Source organism: Williamsia sp. SKLECPSW1 (assembly GCF_054332755.1).
In genome coordinates this window covers 1,105,194-1,120,986 of record NZ_JBTGLI010000001.1, presented here as the reverse complement: position 1 = coordinate 1,120,986, position 15,793 = coordinate 1,105,194, and the positions used below count along the sequence as shown (strand labels likewise).

Here is a 15,793-nt window from a genome sequence, read left to right as displayed (position 1 = left end):
ATGGCCAAGACGCCTCTGCCGATGCGGCCGACGGGATGGTTCCAGGTCGCCTGGTCGGCCGAGCTCACGGTCGGTGCCGTCCGCCGGATGCACTACTTCGACACCGAGATGATCGCGTGGCGGTCCGCGGCCGGGCACGTGACGGTGATGGACGCCTACTGCGAGCACCTGGGCGCGCACCTCGGTTTCGGCGGGACGGTGGACGGCGAGATCCTCCGCTGCCCCTTCCACGGCTGGGAATGGGACTCCGAGGGGCGCAACACCTGCATCCCGTATGAGAAGCGTCCGAACAGGGGCCGTCGGATCCGGACCTATCCGGTCGTCGAACACAGTGAGTCGGTCTTCATCTGGTACGACGAGCAGCGTCGTCCACCCCACTTCGAGGTGACCGACGTCCTCACCGGCTTCGACGACGGGAAGAGCGCCGCGGACTACTACCCGGCGTTCGGTCACTCGCATCTGTTCCGGCCGGGGTTGGAGATCCACCCGCAGTACGTGATGGAGAACGGGGTCGACTTCGCCCACTTCACGTACGTCCACGACACCCCGCTGGTCCCGGAGTTCACCAGACACGACTTCGACGCGCCGGTGTCCTACGTCGACTTCACCGTCGCGTTCGACGATGTGCCCGCCGACGAGATCAACAGCGGGGTCCAGGCGATCAACAGCGGGATCGGCGTGGCGGGGACGAAGAGCTGGGGGATGATCGACAACCGCACCCTGACGGCGGTGACCCCCGTCGACGACACCGTCTCCGACATCCGGTTCACGGTGTGGATCGGGCGCAAGCCCGGCGACGACAGCCCCGAGCCGACCAGCCGCGCGCTCGAGCACGCCGCGGGTGTCATCGAGCAGTTCGAGAACGACATCCACATCTGGGCGCACCAGCGTTACTCCGACCCGCCGGCCCTGTCGCCGCGGGAGTTCGCCGGGTTCACCGCGATCCGGCAGTGGGCGACCCAGTTCTACCCCGACGACTTCGATCCCGTCGCCGCAGCACGCAACCACCACGGTTCCCGCCCCTCCGCCACGAAAGGCACCCCATGAGCAGCACCCGCCCGATCCGTGTCTTCCAGGTCGCCACCGGCAACGTCGGGTCGGAGATGATCGGGCGCATCGGCGCCCATCGCGATCTGGAACTCATCGGTGTGCACTGCTATTCGCCGGACAAGGTGGGCCGCGACGTCGGCGAGCTGGTGGGCGGAGACCCGATCGGCATCACGGCGACCGGATCCGTCGACGAGATCATCGCCGCAGCACCGGATGTCGTCACCTTCCACGGTGTGTTCCCCGACGAGGACCTGTATGTCGCGGTGCTCGAGGCGGGCATCGACATCGTGACGACCGCCGACTTCATCACCGGCCACCACCGCAACGCCAACCACCGTCACCCGTCGGGGAAGCCGATCACCGAGGTCATCGAAGCGGCCTGTCGCACGGGTGGTTCGACGTTCTACGGCACCGGCATGAACCCGGGTCTCGCGCAGATCCTGAGCATCGTGCACACCGCCGACGTGGCCGAGATCGAGAACATCACCGTCACCGAATCGGTCGACGTGTCCTGTCATCACTCGGTCGAGACGTGGAAGGAGGTGGGCTACGGCACGCCCGTCGACGATCCGAGCATCCCCGGCTCGCTGTACAAGTACACCGCCGTCTTCGAGGACAGCGTGCGCTTGATGGCCGACGCGTTCGATCTCGAGCTCGACGACGTGGCCTTCTCGTACGAGCTGGGCGCGTGCACCAAGGATGTCGACCTCGGCTGGTACCAGATGCCGAAGGGCTCGTTGGGCGCCAACTACATCAAGTACCAGGGCATGGTCGACGGCGTGCCCCGCGTCGAGACCCACCTCGAATGGCAGATGACGCCGCACACCGACCCGTCATGGGACATCAAGGGCTGCTACATCACCCACATCCAGGGTGACCCGAACATCTACAGCAAGCACATGATCTTCCCGAAACCCGGTGTGCGCCTCGACGACCCCAGCGATTTCGCGTCGATCGGGATGACCGTCACCGGTCTGCCCGCCCTGAACGCGATCCGGTCCGTCGTCGACGCCCGCCCGGGCATCGTCACCAGCGCGGACCTGCCGCTGCGTGCGTTCGCCGGCCGGTTCGCCATCTGACCGCCACCGCGAGCCGCAGAGGCGCCGTCGATACCATCCCCCGATGAGCATCGACCCGTCGTGGGTGAGCATCGCCGAGCAGTTCCACGACCCCGCCGAGAGACGCTTCGCGATCGGACCGGCGCCCGACGCGTCGGCCGACGACCTGGTGATGCGGATGCCGATCGGGGACCTGCGCACCCCGTCGACCGGAACCGTGAGCGCGGGCCTGCTGGCCATGCTGATCGACTCCGCCGGAGGCACCGTCAACTTCCTGTCGTACGGCGCCGACCGGGCGACGGTCACGAGTGAACTCAGCATCGACCTCAACGTTCCGCTGCCCACCGTCGCCGACACCGCGACGTCGTCCGGCCGGACCGTGCTGCGCGACCGATCGACCGCGCTCGCACACGGCACGGTGTCGGTCGACGGGGAGATCGTCGGACACGGCAGCGTCCGGACCATGCCCGTCGGTGACGCCACCCCGCTCGACGCCGTCCCCGACGACGACCTCCCCGCCGACCGTCGATCCGACCTGCGGCTCATGCTCGGACTCGATGAGCCCTCCGACGACGGCGGGGACGTCGTCGCGGTACTGCCCGACCCCTGTCTGCAGAACGGCATCGGCATCGTCCACGGCGGGATCATCGTGGCCGCAGCCGAGACCGTCGCCGCCGCGACCATGAACCGCGGCCGGGCCACACCGTTGACGACAGGGGCCATCCGCGCGAACTACCTCCGGCCGATGGCCACCGGTGGGCAGGCCCGCTACGAGGCGACGATCGTCCGCGCCGGGCGTGGCACCGCCCTCGTCGACGTCGCCGCGATCAGCGCCGACGGGAAGACCGCCGCCGTCGTCCGCGTCACCGGATACGCCGCCACCCGGCCCTGACCGCCTCGCTCCCGGAGCGGGAGGGTCAGGTCCGGTGCGCGTAGGCCGCGCCGACGAACTCCATGTGCGCCTTCGACGGGCCTGCGAACATCGCCTGCGCCGACGGGTCGGCCTGCAGGTCGGCGTTGTCGTGCGCCACCTTGTAGAGCGACTCCTTCAGCCCGGGGTCGTTGCCGTGGAACTCCTCGAGCAGGCCCATCCACTCGACCGCCAGCGCCACCGCCCGCGGTGACGCGGGGTCGACCCCGTCGGCGATGGCCGCATCGACCTCGGCGATCAGGCTCGGCCACCTGTTCTCCACCTGCGCTATCCGCTCGTCGCCGACCGTCTCGCGCCGCTTGTTCAGCTCGCCGAGCTGGTCGGCGTCGAAGTACCGACTCATCGTCTCGTCCATCGTCATCACCTCTCTGATCACATCGAGGAGATCCGACGACGACCCACGGGCGTCCCGCACCGACGCCAACCCGATCGCGATCCGCGACCGCACGGCCTGCAACGCCGCGATCTGGTCCGCGACCGCCCGGTCGTGCTCGGCGAGCGTCGACGCCACCGACGACGCGTCGTCGAGCACGTCGGCGATCCGCTCCAGCGGCAGCCCCAGCGACCGCAGCGCGATCACCCGGTAGAGCCGCTCGACGTCGGACTCGTCGTACAGCCGGTACCCGGCAGACGTCCGACCCGAGGGCCGCACCAGTCCGAGCTCGTCGTAGTGGTGCAGCGCACGGACCGTGAGACCTGTCAGTTCGGCCAGCCGGCCCACCCGGTACGTCTCACCCGCGGTCATCTCGACATCTCCTCACCCGACGCACGGTGCGCCGGTGACATCGATCGTCGAGCCGCACGTCGCGTGAGGGTCAAGCGCGTGATCAGTAGATGAGTTTGCCGACCTCGGTCGGGCAGTAGGCGGTCACCGCGGCGCGGACGAAGCCGCGAGCCTTGGAGTCGTCGCCGTCGTACTTGTCCTTGACGTCGTTGCCGGCGTCGGCCGCGCTCTTGCCGTCCTTCAGGGACTCGCACACGTCGCGGGCCTCCGACGTCATGTCGGAGTCGCTGCCGAACTTCAGGTTCCCCACTCCGAGTGCGCCGATGAACGCGCTGTCGCGAGCTGAGGACGCAGCGTCGCCGACCGCGCCGGCCGCGCTGGAGGCGGCATCACCGATCGAGTCGGCCGCACGCGACGCCGACTGCGACGCGGAATCGGCGGAGGACGGGCTGCTGGAGTCGGAATCGGAACACCCGGCCAGGATCAGTGCCCCCGCCGCGATCGCTGCCATCACGAGCTTCTTCATGCCGCCCACTTCCTCCTTCGTCGACGCGGGTCGTCGCCGGCGTCCAGTATGACCGGTCCGGTGGTGCACCCGGGGCGACATCACGCATCGTTGATCGAGGCAAACCAGTGACGGAAGATTTTTCGTCGGCGATGTCGAGAACCGTGCGACGGTGACGTCCCAGGGGTACGAGCGACGCAGAGGGCGGCGCACGGGACGCGAGGAGACCACCATGAAGTACCTGATGCTCAAGCACTACCGCGGCGGACCCACCCCCGGCTTCCGCGGTGAACCGATGGACCGGTGGACACCGGCCGAGGTCGACGCCCACATGCAGTACATGAACGATTTCGCCGACAAGTTGAAGGAGACCGGCGAGTTCGTCGACGCCCAGGCGCTGTCGCCGGAGGGGACGTTCGTCCGCTACGACGGCCCGGGTCGGCCGCCGGTCACCGACGGCCCGTTCGCCGAGACCAAGGACCTCATCGCGGGCTGGATGGCGATCGACGTCGACTCTCACGACCGCGCACTGGAGCTCGCCGCCGAACTGTCCGCGGCGCCCGGCGCCGGCGGCGAACCGATCCACGAGTGGCTCGAACTCCGCCCGTTCCTCGAGAACCCGAGCCGCATCGACGAGTGAGACCCTCGGTGATAGGGGGCGACGCCTCGGGGGACGACGCGCTGCGCGCACTGGTGCCCGCGGTGATCGGTGTCCTCGTCCGGCGCGGTGCGGATTTCGCGTCGGCCGAGGACGCCGTCCAGGAGGCGCTGGTGAGCGCGCTCGCGTCCTGGCCCGACGACCCGCCGCGCGACCCGCGGGCGTGGTTGACCACCGTCGCGTGGCGGTCTTTCCTCGACGCGATCCGGTCGGAGTCGGCGCGGCGTCGTCGGGAGGACGTCGTCGCGGCCGAGCCCGAACCGGGTCCGGCCGCGGCCCAGGACGATTCGCTCGACCTCTACCTGCTGTGCGCCCACCCGGACCTGACGCCGGCGTCGGCGATCGCGCTCACCCTGCGCGCCGTCGGCGGGCTCACCACCCGTCAGATCGCCGAGGCGTACATGGTCCCGGAGACGACGATGGCGCAGCGGATCAGCCGAGCCAAGAGGACCGTCGCCGGCCTCGAGCTCGGTGGTGCGAGCGACCTGCGCACCGTCCTGCGGGTGCTGTACCTGGTGTTCAACGAGGGGTACGGCGGTGACGTCGACCTCGCGGCGGAGGCCATCCGGCTCACCCGCACCCTCGCGGGCATGACCGACGATCCCGAGGTCGCCGGACTGCTGGCGCTGATGCTGCTGCATCACGCCAGACGGGCGTCACGGACCGGCCCGAACGGCCGTCTCATCCCGCTGGACCGCCAGGACCGCAGCCGCTGGGACAGCACGCTGATCGCCGAGGGTGTCGCGATCCTCCAGTCGGCACTCGCTCGGGATCGCCTCGGCGAGTACCAGGCCCAGGCCGCAATAGCCGCGCTGCACGCCGACGCGCCCAGTGCCGGCGAGACCGACTGGCTGCAGATCGTCGAGTGGTACGACGAACTCGTCGCCCTGACCGACAGCCCGGTCGTGCGGCTCAACCGCGCGGTCGCCGTGGCGCAGGCCGACGGCGCACACGCCGGTTTCGCGGCCCTGGCCGATCTCGACCCGGGCCTGCCGCGGCACACCGCCGTGCGTGCGCATCTCACCGAGATGTCCGGGGACCGCGCGACCGCGGGTGATCTCTACGCGGCAGCCGCCGACGAGGCGACGTCCGTCGCCGAACGCGACCACCTGATCCGGGAGGCCGCGCGCGTGCGGTCGGAGGGTTAGTCGCCCTCGACGGCACGCACGCGGATGCGCATCGTGTGGTCGGCCTCGGCGACCACGGTCCCGCGGCCGTCGACGATCTCGACGTGGTGGACCACGTCGGTGGTGCCGTCCCGTTCGGTCGTCTCCCGCAGCGCGGCGGCCTCGTCGTGCGGCAGACGGACCGCGAGGGTGAGCGTGCCGGTGCCGGGTGCGTGGAACTCGATGGTCGCCGCCTTGGTCCACACCTCGAAACGTCTCCCGAGCTGCGCGGCGAGCATCATCCCGTAGAGGACGTCGGTGGCACTGAACAGCGCACCGCCGAACGCGGAGCCGTGTAGGTTCGCCGTCCACGGGCGGACCCGGACGGTCACCGTGCCCGCGGTCCAGTCGTCGCTGATGTGTGAGACACGCACCCCCGCTCCCAGCAACGGTGGATACAGACCGATGAGACGGCGGAAGCGCGACGGCTCGTACACCCATCGATGGAACGGTGTCTTGGTGCGACCGACCGTGGTCACCACGCGGGAGAGATCCACCGGTCCATGGAACCAGGCGTCCCGACGGGCACTCAGCTGAGGATGTTGATCGCGCGCGCCAGGACCATCGACACGGTCGCGAGGGCGATGACCGACTGCACCATCATCGCGAGCTTGGCCCATCGGGTCATCGGCATCGTGTCGGTGGGGCTGAAGGCCGTCGCGTTGGTGAACGAGACGTAGAGGTAGTCGGCGAAGCGGGGTTCCCAGTCGGGCGGGGCCATCTCCGGGGTGGCCATCTGCGGGAAGAGGAAGTCGGGGTGCTCGCGCACGCCTGCGGCGCGGGCCGCGGGTCCACCGCGATCGAGGTCCCAGAACCAGAGCCCGAACACGATGATGTTCGTCAGGTAGATCGCGGCACCCGTCCCGAGGAGTTCCGGCGCCTTCGCGTGGTGGGACGAGGAGACGATGTCGACGACGAGTCGCACGGCCGAGTACGCGTTCGCCAGGCTTGCGACCGCGATGAGACCGAGACTGACCACCCGGATCGGTCGGGAGCCCCGTTCGATGCGCAGTGGGTTGAACACCACCAGGGTCACCAGCAGCACGGCCTCGATGCCCGGCAGCAACCAGCGCGACGAGAGGTTGAGCCGTTCGGGCAGTGCGAGCTGCAGTGCGATCACCGCGACGACGGCGACCGCGGCGGCCCATCGCGGCTCACCGGTGGTGATGCGACGCCACGCGGGGAGCGCATCGTGTTCGACGCGGCGCAGGGGTGCGTCCGAGGAGGGCATGACGCTGATTGTGCCGGGAAGACGGCGCTGGACCGCGGCATCGAGGACGGCAGCTGTCCGGTATGCGAACCATGATCGGGATGTCCCGCAGAACGATTGAGGAGATCACATGACCGAGACCACGATCACCACCACCGACGACGGCCGTGCCGAGCTGCTGTCCGAACTCGCCCTGGCCCGCGCGACCCTCATCGGGACCACCGAGGGCCTCACGGACGAGCAGTTGGGACAGCGACCGACCGCCAGTTCGCTGTGTCTGGGCGGGCTGGTCAAGCACGTCGCGTCGACGGAGGCGGCGTGGGGCCGATTCGTCGTCGAGGGGACGGCGGCGATGGCGATGGAGTTGCCGGAGGGCGTCACCTGGCAGGACATCTTCGCCGGGACCGCGCGCACCTGGCCGCAGTGGGCGATCGACCGTCAGAACGACTTCCAGATGCTCGACGGCGACACGCGCGCGTCGATCGTCGAGCACTACCGGGACATCGCCGAACGAACCGACGAGATCATCGCCGGCGTGGACGACCTGTCACGGACGACGCCGCTGCCGGACGCGCCGTGGAACGAGCCGGGAGCGGCGCACAGCGTCCGCCGGGTGTTGATCCACCTCGTGGCCGAGACCTCCCAGCACGCCGGCCACGCCGAGATCATCCGCGAGAGCATCGACGGACGCACCACCATGTGATCGGGCCGGGCGTCGCCGGTCCGACGGTGCTCTCGGGTGTGCGCGAGGTGTTCGCGAACTGAACAATCCGCCCAGTTTCGGGAAGTCGAGACCGGACATCGGTGTTGCACCGCAGCGTGACCACTCAGCCCGCGACCGCAGCCACCGAGGACTACGAGCCCGATCCCAGGCGGTGGACCGCACTGTCCGTCTGCCTCGTGGTCGGGTTCATGACCCTGCTCGACGTGTCGATCGTCAACGTGGCGTTGCCGTCCATCGAGAAGGGGATCGGCGCGACGTCGGCGGACCTGTCGTGGGTGGTGTCCGGGTACGCGCTGGCGTTCGGGCTCTTCCTCGTCCCTGCGGGTCGGATCGGCGACGCCCGGGGCCGGAAGGTCACCTTCATCGTCGGGCTCGTCCTGTTCGTCGCCGCGTCGGCAGCCTGTGGGCTCGCGCTGGGGCCGTTGACCCTGGTGATCGCCCGTCTGCTGCAGGGCCTTGCCGGCGGAATCCTCAGTCCCCAGGTGTCCGGGCTGATCCAACAGCTCTTCCGCGGGGCGGAGCGCGCGAAGGCGTTCGGTCTGTTCGCCGCGACCATCGGCATCTCGACGGCGGTCGGGCCGCTGCTCGGCGGCGTGCTCATCCAGCTCGGCGGCGAGCAGCACGGGTGGCGGTACGTGTTCATGGTGAACGTGCCGATCGGCGTGGTCGCGTTCATCGCGGCGATCAAGCTGCTGCCGTCGGAGCCGAACGACGCGCGCCAGCCGCTGAAGCTGTCGTCGTTCGACCCGTTGGGCGTCGTGTTGCTGGGTGCCGGTGTCGTCGCCGTGATGTTGCCGCTGGTGCAGGAGCAGCAGTGGAAGGGCTCGGCGAAGTGGCTGTTGCTCCTCGTCGCCGCGGCCTTTCTGGGTGCCTTCTATCTGTGGGAGCGGCGTCAGGGTCAGCACGATCGGCAGCAACTTGTGGACCTGTCCCTGTTCCGTCTGCGGTCCTACTCGCTCGGCTGCATCATCGGTCTCGTCTACTTCGCCGGCTTCACGACGGTCTTCTTCATCTACACGCTCTATGTGCAACAGGGCCTGGGCTATTCGGCGCTCGCCGCAGGTCTGGCGGTGACGCCGTTCGCGGTCGGGTCCGCGGTGTCCGCTCGGATCGGTGGTGCGTTGGTCGGCCGGTTCGGACGGGCGCTGGTCGCCGTCGGACTGCTCATGGTGGTGCTCGGCATGGTCGGCGCCGTCGTGGCGTCGGTGTTCGTCCCCGGACACGGGGTCGGGTGGGCCGCCGCGTTCCCGCTGCTGATCGCCGGTCTCGGTTCGGGTTTCGTCATCTCGCCGAACATCACCCTCACCCTCGACGAGGTCCCGGTGAAGCGCGCCGGGATCGCCGGCGGTGTGTTGCAGACAGGCCAGCGCATCGGATCCGCGGCAGGGATCGCGCTCGTCGGCTCGGTGTTCTTCGCCCGCGTGGCCGCCAACCCCCGCGACTGGGCCCCGGCGTTCCAGGTTGGCCTGTCGGTGGCCGCGGCTCTCGTCACCGTCGGCCTGGTCATCGCCGTCATCGACGCAATCACGGCGCGCTCGAAGGAATCCCGCGAGACCGTCCCCGCGTGATCGGTAGCAGTTCGTGTCGCCGGACGACACGAACTGCTACGGAGGATCCGTCCACAGTTGTGCCGTAGCGGCGTTCGGCGGGCCGGTTGTCCACAGGGCCGGACGTCGGTGGCGGTTCTCTGACGGGTGTCGGCCCGACGCTGCGCACATGGGAATCCGCTATTACGCCTATCCGGTGCCGGCCGAGCTCATCGAGCAGGCACATGACGACCCGCGACTGTTCCTCTCGCACGATCCGCTGATGGATGCGTGGGGACCGGTCGACGAGCGACCGTTGATGCTCTACCTCGACAAGGCGTGGGGTCCGCTCCAGCAGCTCGTCGCCGGTCGGCGTGCCCTCGACCTCGTCGGCGGCCACGTGCGCTGGGTGGGCTACGAGTACGACCCGTACATCGCAGTGCTCGACCCCGACGAGGTGGCCGCCGTCGCCGACGACCTGCTGCTGGTGGAGGACGTCGACGAGGACACCGCCGCGAGGCTCGGCCCACACGACTGGTCGGCGGACCACATCAACCAGTACCTGACCGAGGCCCGTGCCTTCACCCGGGCCCTGTCGGACGCCGGCTGCGGCCTCGTCTACGTCATCGGATGACGGCTACGGTCGGAGGATGACGACACTCGGCCGGGGAGAGAACGTCCAGATCGACAGTCGCCGGTTCCCGGTGTCGGTGTCCGGCCCCTCGGCGGGGACCTGCGACCTGATGGTCTTCCAGGTGACCGCGGCCGGGCGGGTCCGCTCCGACGAGGACTTCGTCTTCTTCAACAACCCCGTCGCCCCCGAGGGCGGGGTGCGCCTCACCGGTCCCGACGGCGTCGACGTCGACCTCGCCGCAGTGCCCGCGGACGTCACCACGCTGCGCCTGGCCGTCGTGCTCGACGACTCGGCGTCGGGAACCCTCGCCGACGTGCGCGGACTCGCGGTGACGATCGGCGACGTGGCGATGCCCGCAACCGGGCTCACCACCGAGCGGGCGGCCGTGCTCGCCGAGATCTACCGGCGGGGCGACGCGTGGAAGGTGCGCAACGTGTCGGCGGGGTGGGACGCGGGCTTCACCGCCCTGGTGACCGAACACGGTGTGACCGTCGACGACGTGCCCCCGTCTGCACCGCCGCCACCGACCTCGCCGCCGAGCCCGGCTGTGCCGCCACCGGCCCCGATGCCCCCACCCGCCCCGGTGAACCTCGGCAAGATCACGCTGACCAAGGCGGCGCCGACCATCTCGTTGGCGAAGTCGCGGGACAAGCCCAGCGGCACCATGCGGGTGAACCTGAACTGGAGTCGGGGAGTTGCCGGCGGTGGTGGCCTGTTCCGCAAGAGGTCGTCCGGCATCGATCTCGACCTGGGGTGCCTCTATGAGCTGTCCGACGGCAGCAAAGGTGTGGTCCAGGCCCTCGGAAACAGTTTCGGCAGCCTCGGCGCACCGCCGTGGATCCTTCTCGACGGTGACGACCGCAGCGGGACGGTGTCGGGAGGCGAGAACCTCCTCATCGACCTCGCGCACCTCGACGAGTTCCGCCGGATCCTGGTGTTCGCCTTCATCTACGAGGGGACGCCGAACTGGTCGGCCGCGGACGGCGTGGTCACGCTGTTCCCACCGGGCGGTACCGAGGTGGAGGTCCGCCTCGACAGTGCCGACAACAGTGCAGTCACGTGCGCGATCGCGATGTTGGAGGTGCGTGCCGGCGATCTGAGCGTCACGCGGGAGGTGCGGTACATCAACGGCGGTCAACGACTGCTCGACGAGACCTACGGGTGGGGGATGAGGTGGGCGCGCGGCTCGAAGTGAGCCGGCTACGAGGGTGAGGGCGCGACGGAACGAACGTGCTTGCGCGGTTCGTCCGACTGACACATACTTGAGCGGAACAGACTCAACTGATACCGCGTTGAGTCTTGTGACGGGCCCCAAAACGCCCGGTACACGCCCAGACTTGTACGTCCCTCACTCAAGAAAGGTGAGCCCATGACCCAACCCACCGCCGGCGGGTTCAACCCGACCACCAAGACGCAGGCCGCGCTGTCTGCCGCGGTGCAGTCGGCGACCGCTGCCGGCAACCCGGACGTCCGCCCTGCGCACGTCCTCGTGGAACTCCTGCAGCAGCCCGACGGGATCGCCTCGCCACTGCTCAAGGCCGTCGGCGTCGACCCGCAGTCGGTGTTGACGCAGGCCCAGGCGATGGTGAAGCGGATGCCCTCGGCGTCCGGCGGTACCGCCGCGCCGCAGCTCACGCGCGAGACCATCTCCGCGATCACCGCCGCGCAGCAGTTGGCCGGCGAACTCGACGACGAGTACGTCTCGACCGAACACCTCGTCGTCGGCCTCGCCACCGGCGACTCCGATGTCGCGAAGCTCCTGCACGACGTCGGTGCGACCCCGCAGGCGCTGCGCGAGGCGTTCGTCGCCGTGCGCGGCACCGCACGCGTCACGTCGCCCGACCCGGAGTCGACCTATCAGGCGCTGGAGAAGTACTCCACCGACCTCACCGCGCAGGCCCGTGACGGCAAGCTCGACCCGGTCATCGGCCGCGACACCGAGATCCGTCGCGTCGTGCAGGTGCTGAGCCGCCGGACGAAGAACAACCCCGTGCTCATCGGTGAACCCGGCGTCGGCAAGACCGCCATCGTGGAGGGGCTCGCGCAGCGCATCGTCGCCGGCGACGTCCCGGAGTCGTTGCGCGGCAAGACCGTCGTCAGCCTCGACCTGTCGTCGATGGTCGCCGGCGCCAAGTACCGCGGTGAGTTCGAGGAGCGGTTGAAGGCCGTCCTCGAGGACATCAAGGGTTCGGCCGGTCAGGTCATCACGTTCATCGACGAGCTGCACACCATCGTCGGCGCCGGTGCCACCGGCGACTCGGCGATGGACGCGGGCAACATGATCAAGCCCATGCTCGCCCGCGGTGAGCTCCGCCTCGTCGGCGCGACCACGCTCGAGGAGTACCGCCAGTACATCGAGAAGGACGCGGCGCTCGAGCGCCGGTTCCAGCAGGTCTACGTCGGTGAACCGTCGGTGGAGGACACCGTCGGGATCCTCCGTGGACTCAAGGATCGCTACGAGGTGCACCACGGTGTGCGCATCACCGACTCCGCGCTGGTCGCCGCTGCGTCCCTCTCGGACCGGTACATCACCTCGCGCTTCCTGCCGGACAAGGCGATCGACCTCGTGGATGAGGCCGCGTCACGTCTGCGGATGGAGATCGACTCGCGACCCGTCGAGATCGACGAGGTCGAGCGCATCGTCCGTCGGCTCGAGGTCGAGGAGGTCGCTCTCGAGAAGGAGACCGACGAGGCATCCAAGCTGCGACTGGACAAGTTGCGCGGCGAACTCGCCGACCAGAAGGAGAAGCTGGCCGAGCTGACCGCCCGCTGGCAGGGCGAGAAGCAGGCGATCGACTCCGTCCGCGATCTCAAGGAGCAGCTCGAGACACTGCGCGGCGAGTCCGAGCGGGCCGAACGCGACGGCGATCTCGGCCGTGCCGCCGAGCTGCGCTACGGCCAGATCCCGGCGCTCGAGAAGCAACTCGAGGCCGCCGCGGACAAGGGCGCCATCGTGAACGAGGACGTGATGCTCAAGGAGGAGGTCGGCCCCGACGACGTCGCCGAGGTCGTCTCGGCGTGGACCGGTGTGCCCGCGGGCCGGATGTTGGAGGGTGAGACCGCCAAGCTCCTGCGGATGGAGGACGAACTGGGGCACCGGGTGATCGGCCAGAAGAAGGCCGTGACCGCCGTGTCCGACGCGGTTCGTCGCGCGCGGGCCGGTGTCGCCGACCCGAACCGCCCGCTGGGATCGTTCATGTTCCTCGGGCCGACGGGCGTCGGCAAGACCGAGCTGGCGAAGGCGTTGGCAGAGTTCCTCTTCGACGACGACCGTGCGATGGTCCGGATCGACATGAGCGAGTACGGCGAGAAGCACAGCGTCGCACGGCTCGTCGGTGCCCCTCCGGGCTACGTCGGGTACGAGGCCGGTGGTCAGCTGACCGAGGCGGTGCGGCGTCGCCCGTACACGGTGGTCCTGTTCGACGAGATCGAGAAGGCGCACCCGGATGTGTTCGACGTGCTGCTGCAGGTGCTCGACGAGGGCCGTCTCACCGACGGTCAGGGACGGACGGTGGACTTCCGCAACACCATCCTGATCCTGACGTCGAACCTCGGTGCCGGTGGTACCGAGGAGCAGGTGATGACGGCGGTGCGCTCGGCGTTCAAGCCCGAGTTCATCAACCGGCTCGACGACGTCCTCATCTTCGACGGGCTGAACCCGGAGGAGCTGACGCAGATCGTCGACATCCAGCTCGGCCAGCTCAAGGAGCGGCTCGCCCAGCGCCGGCTCGACCTCGAGGTGAGTGACAACGCCAAGAAGTGGCTCGCCGCACGAGGATTCGACCCGCTCTACGGCGCACGGCCGTTGCGTCGACTCGTCCAGCAGGCGATCGGTGATCAGCTGGCGAAGCAGCTCCTCGCGGGCACTGTCACCGACGGCGACGTGGTGCCGGTGAACGTCAGCGCCGACGGCGAGTCGCTCGTCCTGGGCTGACACCCGCACCTGTCACAAACGTCCGCCATACGTGCGTCGAGGGCAATGCTCCCTCAGTCGCCGTATGGCGGACGTTTCTGACCGCACCCCGTCAGTAGACGGGCCGGAAACCGCCGATCAGGGTCACGACGTTGCCGTCGGGGTCGGTGACGGGCGCGAGGCGGACACCTTTGTTCGCGTCGACGACGTCGCCGACCTCGACACCGCGCGCCGCCAGCGCGGTGATCTCGGCGTCCAGGTCGTCGACGGCGAGGTTCATCTGCGTCCCGCCGGCACGCTCGGGGTCGACATGCACCTGGACCCACGCCCCTGGCACCGGCTGCCATTCCACGAGAGACGGCATGGGGTTGTTGTCGGGCGCGCGACCCAGAAGGCGCGCGTACCAGTCGCGAGCTGTCGCGATGTCGCGGACGGGTACGGCTGCGAGCACATGCTGCACTGCCATCGGTCTCCACTCCTCGTCGCGGGGGTACACAGAGTCCGACCGGCTCGGGTCGCGAAACTCATCGTGGTCAGGAGAAGTCGCTGCTCGCGAGGTCTTTGTCGTCGCCGAGGAGCGCCTCGACGATGCGATCTGCGACGGCGTCGGGGTCTGCGCCGGACGGCATCTTCGGGGGGTCGCCCGCGATCGCGCGGTCGACGAGACCGGTCTCGGTGTGCGGCGGTCGGATGTCGACCACGCGGATCTTGCTCTTGCGCGCCTCCTTGGCGACTGCCGAGAACAGGGCAGCAGCAGCGGCTTTCACCGCGGAGTAGGTGGCCATGAAGGCGACCGGCTGCTCTGCCAGCACGGCACTGATGCTCGCGATGACGCCGCCCTGCTCCACGACCGGCAGCGCTGCGCGCGTGATGCGGAGCGGGCCGAGGAAGTCGATGAGGACGAGATCGTCGACGGTGTCGTCGTCGATGTCGGCGAGGGGGCCGAACGCTGCCACCCCCGCGGCGATGACCACACCGTCGATGCGTCCGTGGTGGTCGCGTGCCGCGTCGACGATCGCCTGACCGGCGTCGGGCTGACGAAGATCGGCGACGACGGTGTGCGCTCCGTCGACGTCGATCCGCCCCACCGACTCCTCCGACGAGCCGGTGAGCGTCAGCGCTACGCCCTTGTCGGACAGGCCTTTCGCGATCCTCGATCCCAGCGCACCCGTCGCGCCGACGACCACGAACACCTTCTCCTGTGCATCAGCCATGTCCCCATGGTGCCCGCCGAGAGCGGGTCCGAACCGTGTCCGGCGGATCGAACGGCGATCGTGACCGCGCCCGGCCCTCCGTGACCGTGCTGTTACCCCATCCCGTGGTGGGCGCGTGCGTTCGCCGCTTCGACGTCGGGGACGTGGGTCTCGGCCCACTCGCGGACGGCCGCGAGCGGCACCAACAGCGACCGCCCGAGCTCGGTCAGCGCGTACTCCACATGCGGTGGCTGGCCGCCGAGGTCGATGCGGTCGACGAGACCGTCGTGGTGAAGCGCCCGCAGCGTCTCGGTCAACACCTTCGGGGTGATGCCCTGGATGTGGGCCTTGAGCGCTGTGAAGCGCATCGGTCCGTCGGCCAGGGCGGTCACGACGAACACCGTCCAGCGCGCTCCGATCCGGTGCAGCACCACACGGCTGGGACATGTCGGTGCCATGACGTCATACGCGCGGGTGCTCATCGTCGCTACTCCTCGACGG

Annotated in this window: 17 protein-coding genes; 10 read left to right on the top strand and 7 right to left on the bottom strand. The window is 69.2% G+C overall.

Annotation, left to right across the window (positions count from 1 at the left end):
* From ACXVUM_RS05065 to ACXVUM_RS05055, 3 genes are read left to right on the top strand one after another with little or no spacing between them, the layout of a single operon-like run.
* Nucleotides 1-1,047: a Rieske 2Fe-2S domain-containing protein gene (locus ACXVUM_RS05065; protein ID WP_458520750.1), complete on the top strand. Its 1,047-nt coding sequence runs from the start codon at nt 1-3 to the stop codon at nt 1,045-1,047.
* Entirely contained in the window at nt 1,044-2,129 is a 1,086-nt protein-coding gene (locus ACXVUM_RS05060) for an NAD(P)H-dependent amine dehydrogenase family protein (protein ID WP_458520749.1), read from the top strand. The genes ACXVUM_RS05065 and ACXVUM_RS05060 overlap by 4 nt, the downstream gene beginning before the upstream one ends.
* 43 nt (nt 2,130-2,172) lie before the next feature.
* Nucleotides 2,173-3,000: a PaaI family thioesterase gene (locus ACXVUM_RS05055; RefSeq protein WP_458520748.1), complete on the top strand. Its 828-nt coding sequence runs from the start codon at nt 2,173-2,175 to the stop codon at nt 2,998-3,000.
* Nucleotides 3,001-3,025: 25 nt separating this feature from the next.
* Here the strand turns inward: ACXVUM_RS05055 and ACXVUM_RS05050 are convergent, their stop codons facing one another.
* A complete protein-coding gene (locus tag ACXVUM_RS05050; RefSeq protein ID WP_458520747.1) occupies nt 3,026-3,784 on the bottom strand; it encodes a MerR family transcriptional regulator in 759 nt (252 codons plus the stop codon).
* An 82-nt stretch (nt 3,785-3,866) separates the two neighbouring features.
* The gene (locus ACXVUM_RS05045) at nt 3,867-4,289 is read right to left on the bottom strand and encodes a DUF732 domain-containing protein (protein WP_458520746.1); all 423 of its coding nucleotides are present in this window, start codon (nt 4,287-4,289) and stop codon (nt 3,867-3,869) included.
* A 211-nt stretch (nt 4,290-4,500) separates the two neighbouring features.
* Here ACXVUM_RS05045 and ACXVUM_RS05040 point away from each other — a divergent pair, with 211 nt between their 5' ends.
* Together ACXVUM_RS05040 and ACXVUM_RS05035 are read left to right on the top strand one after the other, a co-directional pair.
* On the top strand, nt 4,501-4,908 hold the full coding sequence (locus ACXVUM_RS05040) for a YciI family protein (protein ID WP_458522785.1): 408 nt from the start codon (nt 4,501-4,503) through the stop codon (nt 4,906-4,908).
* A gap of 8 nt (nt 4,909-4,916) precedes the next feature.
* Nucleotides 4,917-6,074: an RNA polymerase sigma factor gene (locus ACXVUM_RS05035; protein ID WP_458520745.1), complete on the top strand. Its 1,158-nt coding sequence runs from the start codon at nt 4,917-4,919 to the stop codon at nt 6,072-6,074.
* Here ACXVUM_RS05035 and ACXVUM_RS05030 read toward each other — a convergent pair.
* Both ACXVUM_RS05030 and ACXVUM_RS05025 read right to left on the bottom strand, forming a co-directional pair.
* A complete protein-coding gene (locus ACXVUM_RS05030; RefSeq protein ID WP_458520744.1) occupies nt 6,071-6,589 on the bottom strand; it encodes a DUF4442 domain-containing protein in 519 nt (172 codons plus the stop codon). The two genes, ACXVUM_RS05035 and ACXVUM_RS05030, sit on opposite strands and share 4 nt — an antisense overlap.
* A 32-nt stretch (nt 6,590-6,621) precedes the next feature.
* Nucleotides 6,622-7,323: a hypothetical protein gene (locus tag ACXVUM_RS05025; RefSeq protein ID WP_458520743.1), complete on the bottom strand. Its 702-nt coding sequence runs from the start codon at nt 7,321-7,323 to the stop codon at nt 6,622-6,624.
* Nucleotides 7,324-7,432: 109 nt separating this feature from the next.
* Here ACXVUM_RS05025 and ACXVUM_RS05020 point away from each other — a divergent pair, with 109 nt between their 5' ends.
* From ACXVUM_RS05020 to clpB, 5 genes are all read left to right on the top strand, one after another.
* Nucleotides 7,433-8,005 (top strand): DinB family protein, encoded by a 573-nt coding sequence (locus ACXVUM_RS05020; protein WP_458520742.1) that lies wholly within the window; start codon nt 7,433-7,435, stop codon nt 8,003-8,005.
* Nucleotides 8,006-8,121: 116 nt separating this feature from the next.
* A complete protein-coding gene (locus tag ACXVUM_RS05015) occupies nt 8,122-9,594 on the top strand; it encodes an MFS transporter (protein ID WP_458520741.1) in 1,473 nt (490 codons plus the stop codon).
* Between the two features lie 148 nt (nt 9,595-9,742).
* Nucleotides 9,743-10,186, top strand: a complete 444-nt coding sequence (locus ACXVUM_RS05010; RefSeq protein ID WP_458520740.1) for a hypothetical protein — start codon at nt 9,743-9,745, stop codon at nt 10,184-10,186.
* A 16-nt stretch (nt 10,187-10,202) separates the two neighbouring features.
* Complete coding sequence (locus tag ACXVUM_RS05005; RefSeq protein ID WP_458520739.1) at nt 10,203-11,381, top strand: TerD family protein; 1,179 nt, start codon at nt 10,203-10,205, stop codon at nt 11,379-11,381.
* A 174-nt stretch (nt 11,382-11,555) separates the two neighbouring features.
* The gene (gene clpB / locus ACXVUM_RS05000) at nt 11,556-14,120 is read left to right on the top strand and encodes an ATP-dependent chaperone ClpB (RefSeq protein ID WP_458520738.1); all 2,565 of its coding nucleotides are present in this window, start codon (nt 11,556-11,558) and stop codon (nt 14,118-14,120) included.
* Between the two features lie 91 nt (nt 14,121-14,211).
* On the opposite strand, the gene ACXVUM_RS04995 is transcribed toward clpB, so the two are convergent.
* From ACXVUM_RS04995 to ACXVUM_RS04985, 3 genes are all read right to left on the bottom strand, one after another.
* The gene (locus ACXVUM_RS04995) at nt 14,212-14,565 is read right to left on the bottom strand and encodes a VOC family protein (RefSeq protein WP_458520737.1); all 354 of its coding nucleotides are present in this window, start codon (nt 14,563-14,565) and stop codon (nt 14,212-14,214) included.
* A gap of 67 nt (nt 14,566-14,632) precedes the next feature.
* Nucleotides 14,633-15,313 carry an SDR family NAD(P)-dependent oxidoreductase gene (locus ACXVUM_RS04990; RefSeq protein WP_458520736.1) on the bottom strand — a complete coding sequence of 227 codons (681 nt, stop codon included), beginning with the start codon at nt 15,311-15,313 and terminating at the stop codon, nt 14,633-14,635.
* Nucleotides 15,314-15,405: 92 nt separating this feature from the next.
* Complete coding sequence (locus ACXVUM_RS04985; protein ID WP_458520735.1) at nt 15,406-15,774, bottom strand: winged helix-turn-helix transcriptional regulator; 369 nt, start codon at nt 15,772-15,774, stop codon at nt 15,406-15,408.
* Between the last annotated feature and the right edge of the window lie 19 nt (nt 15,775-15,793).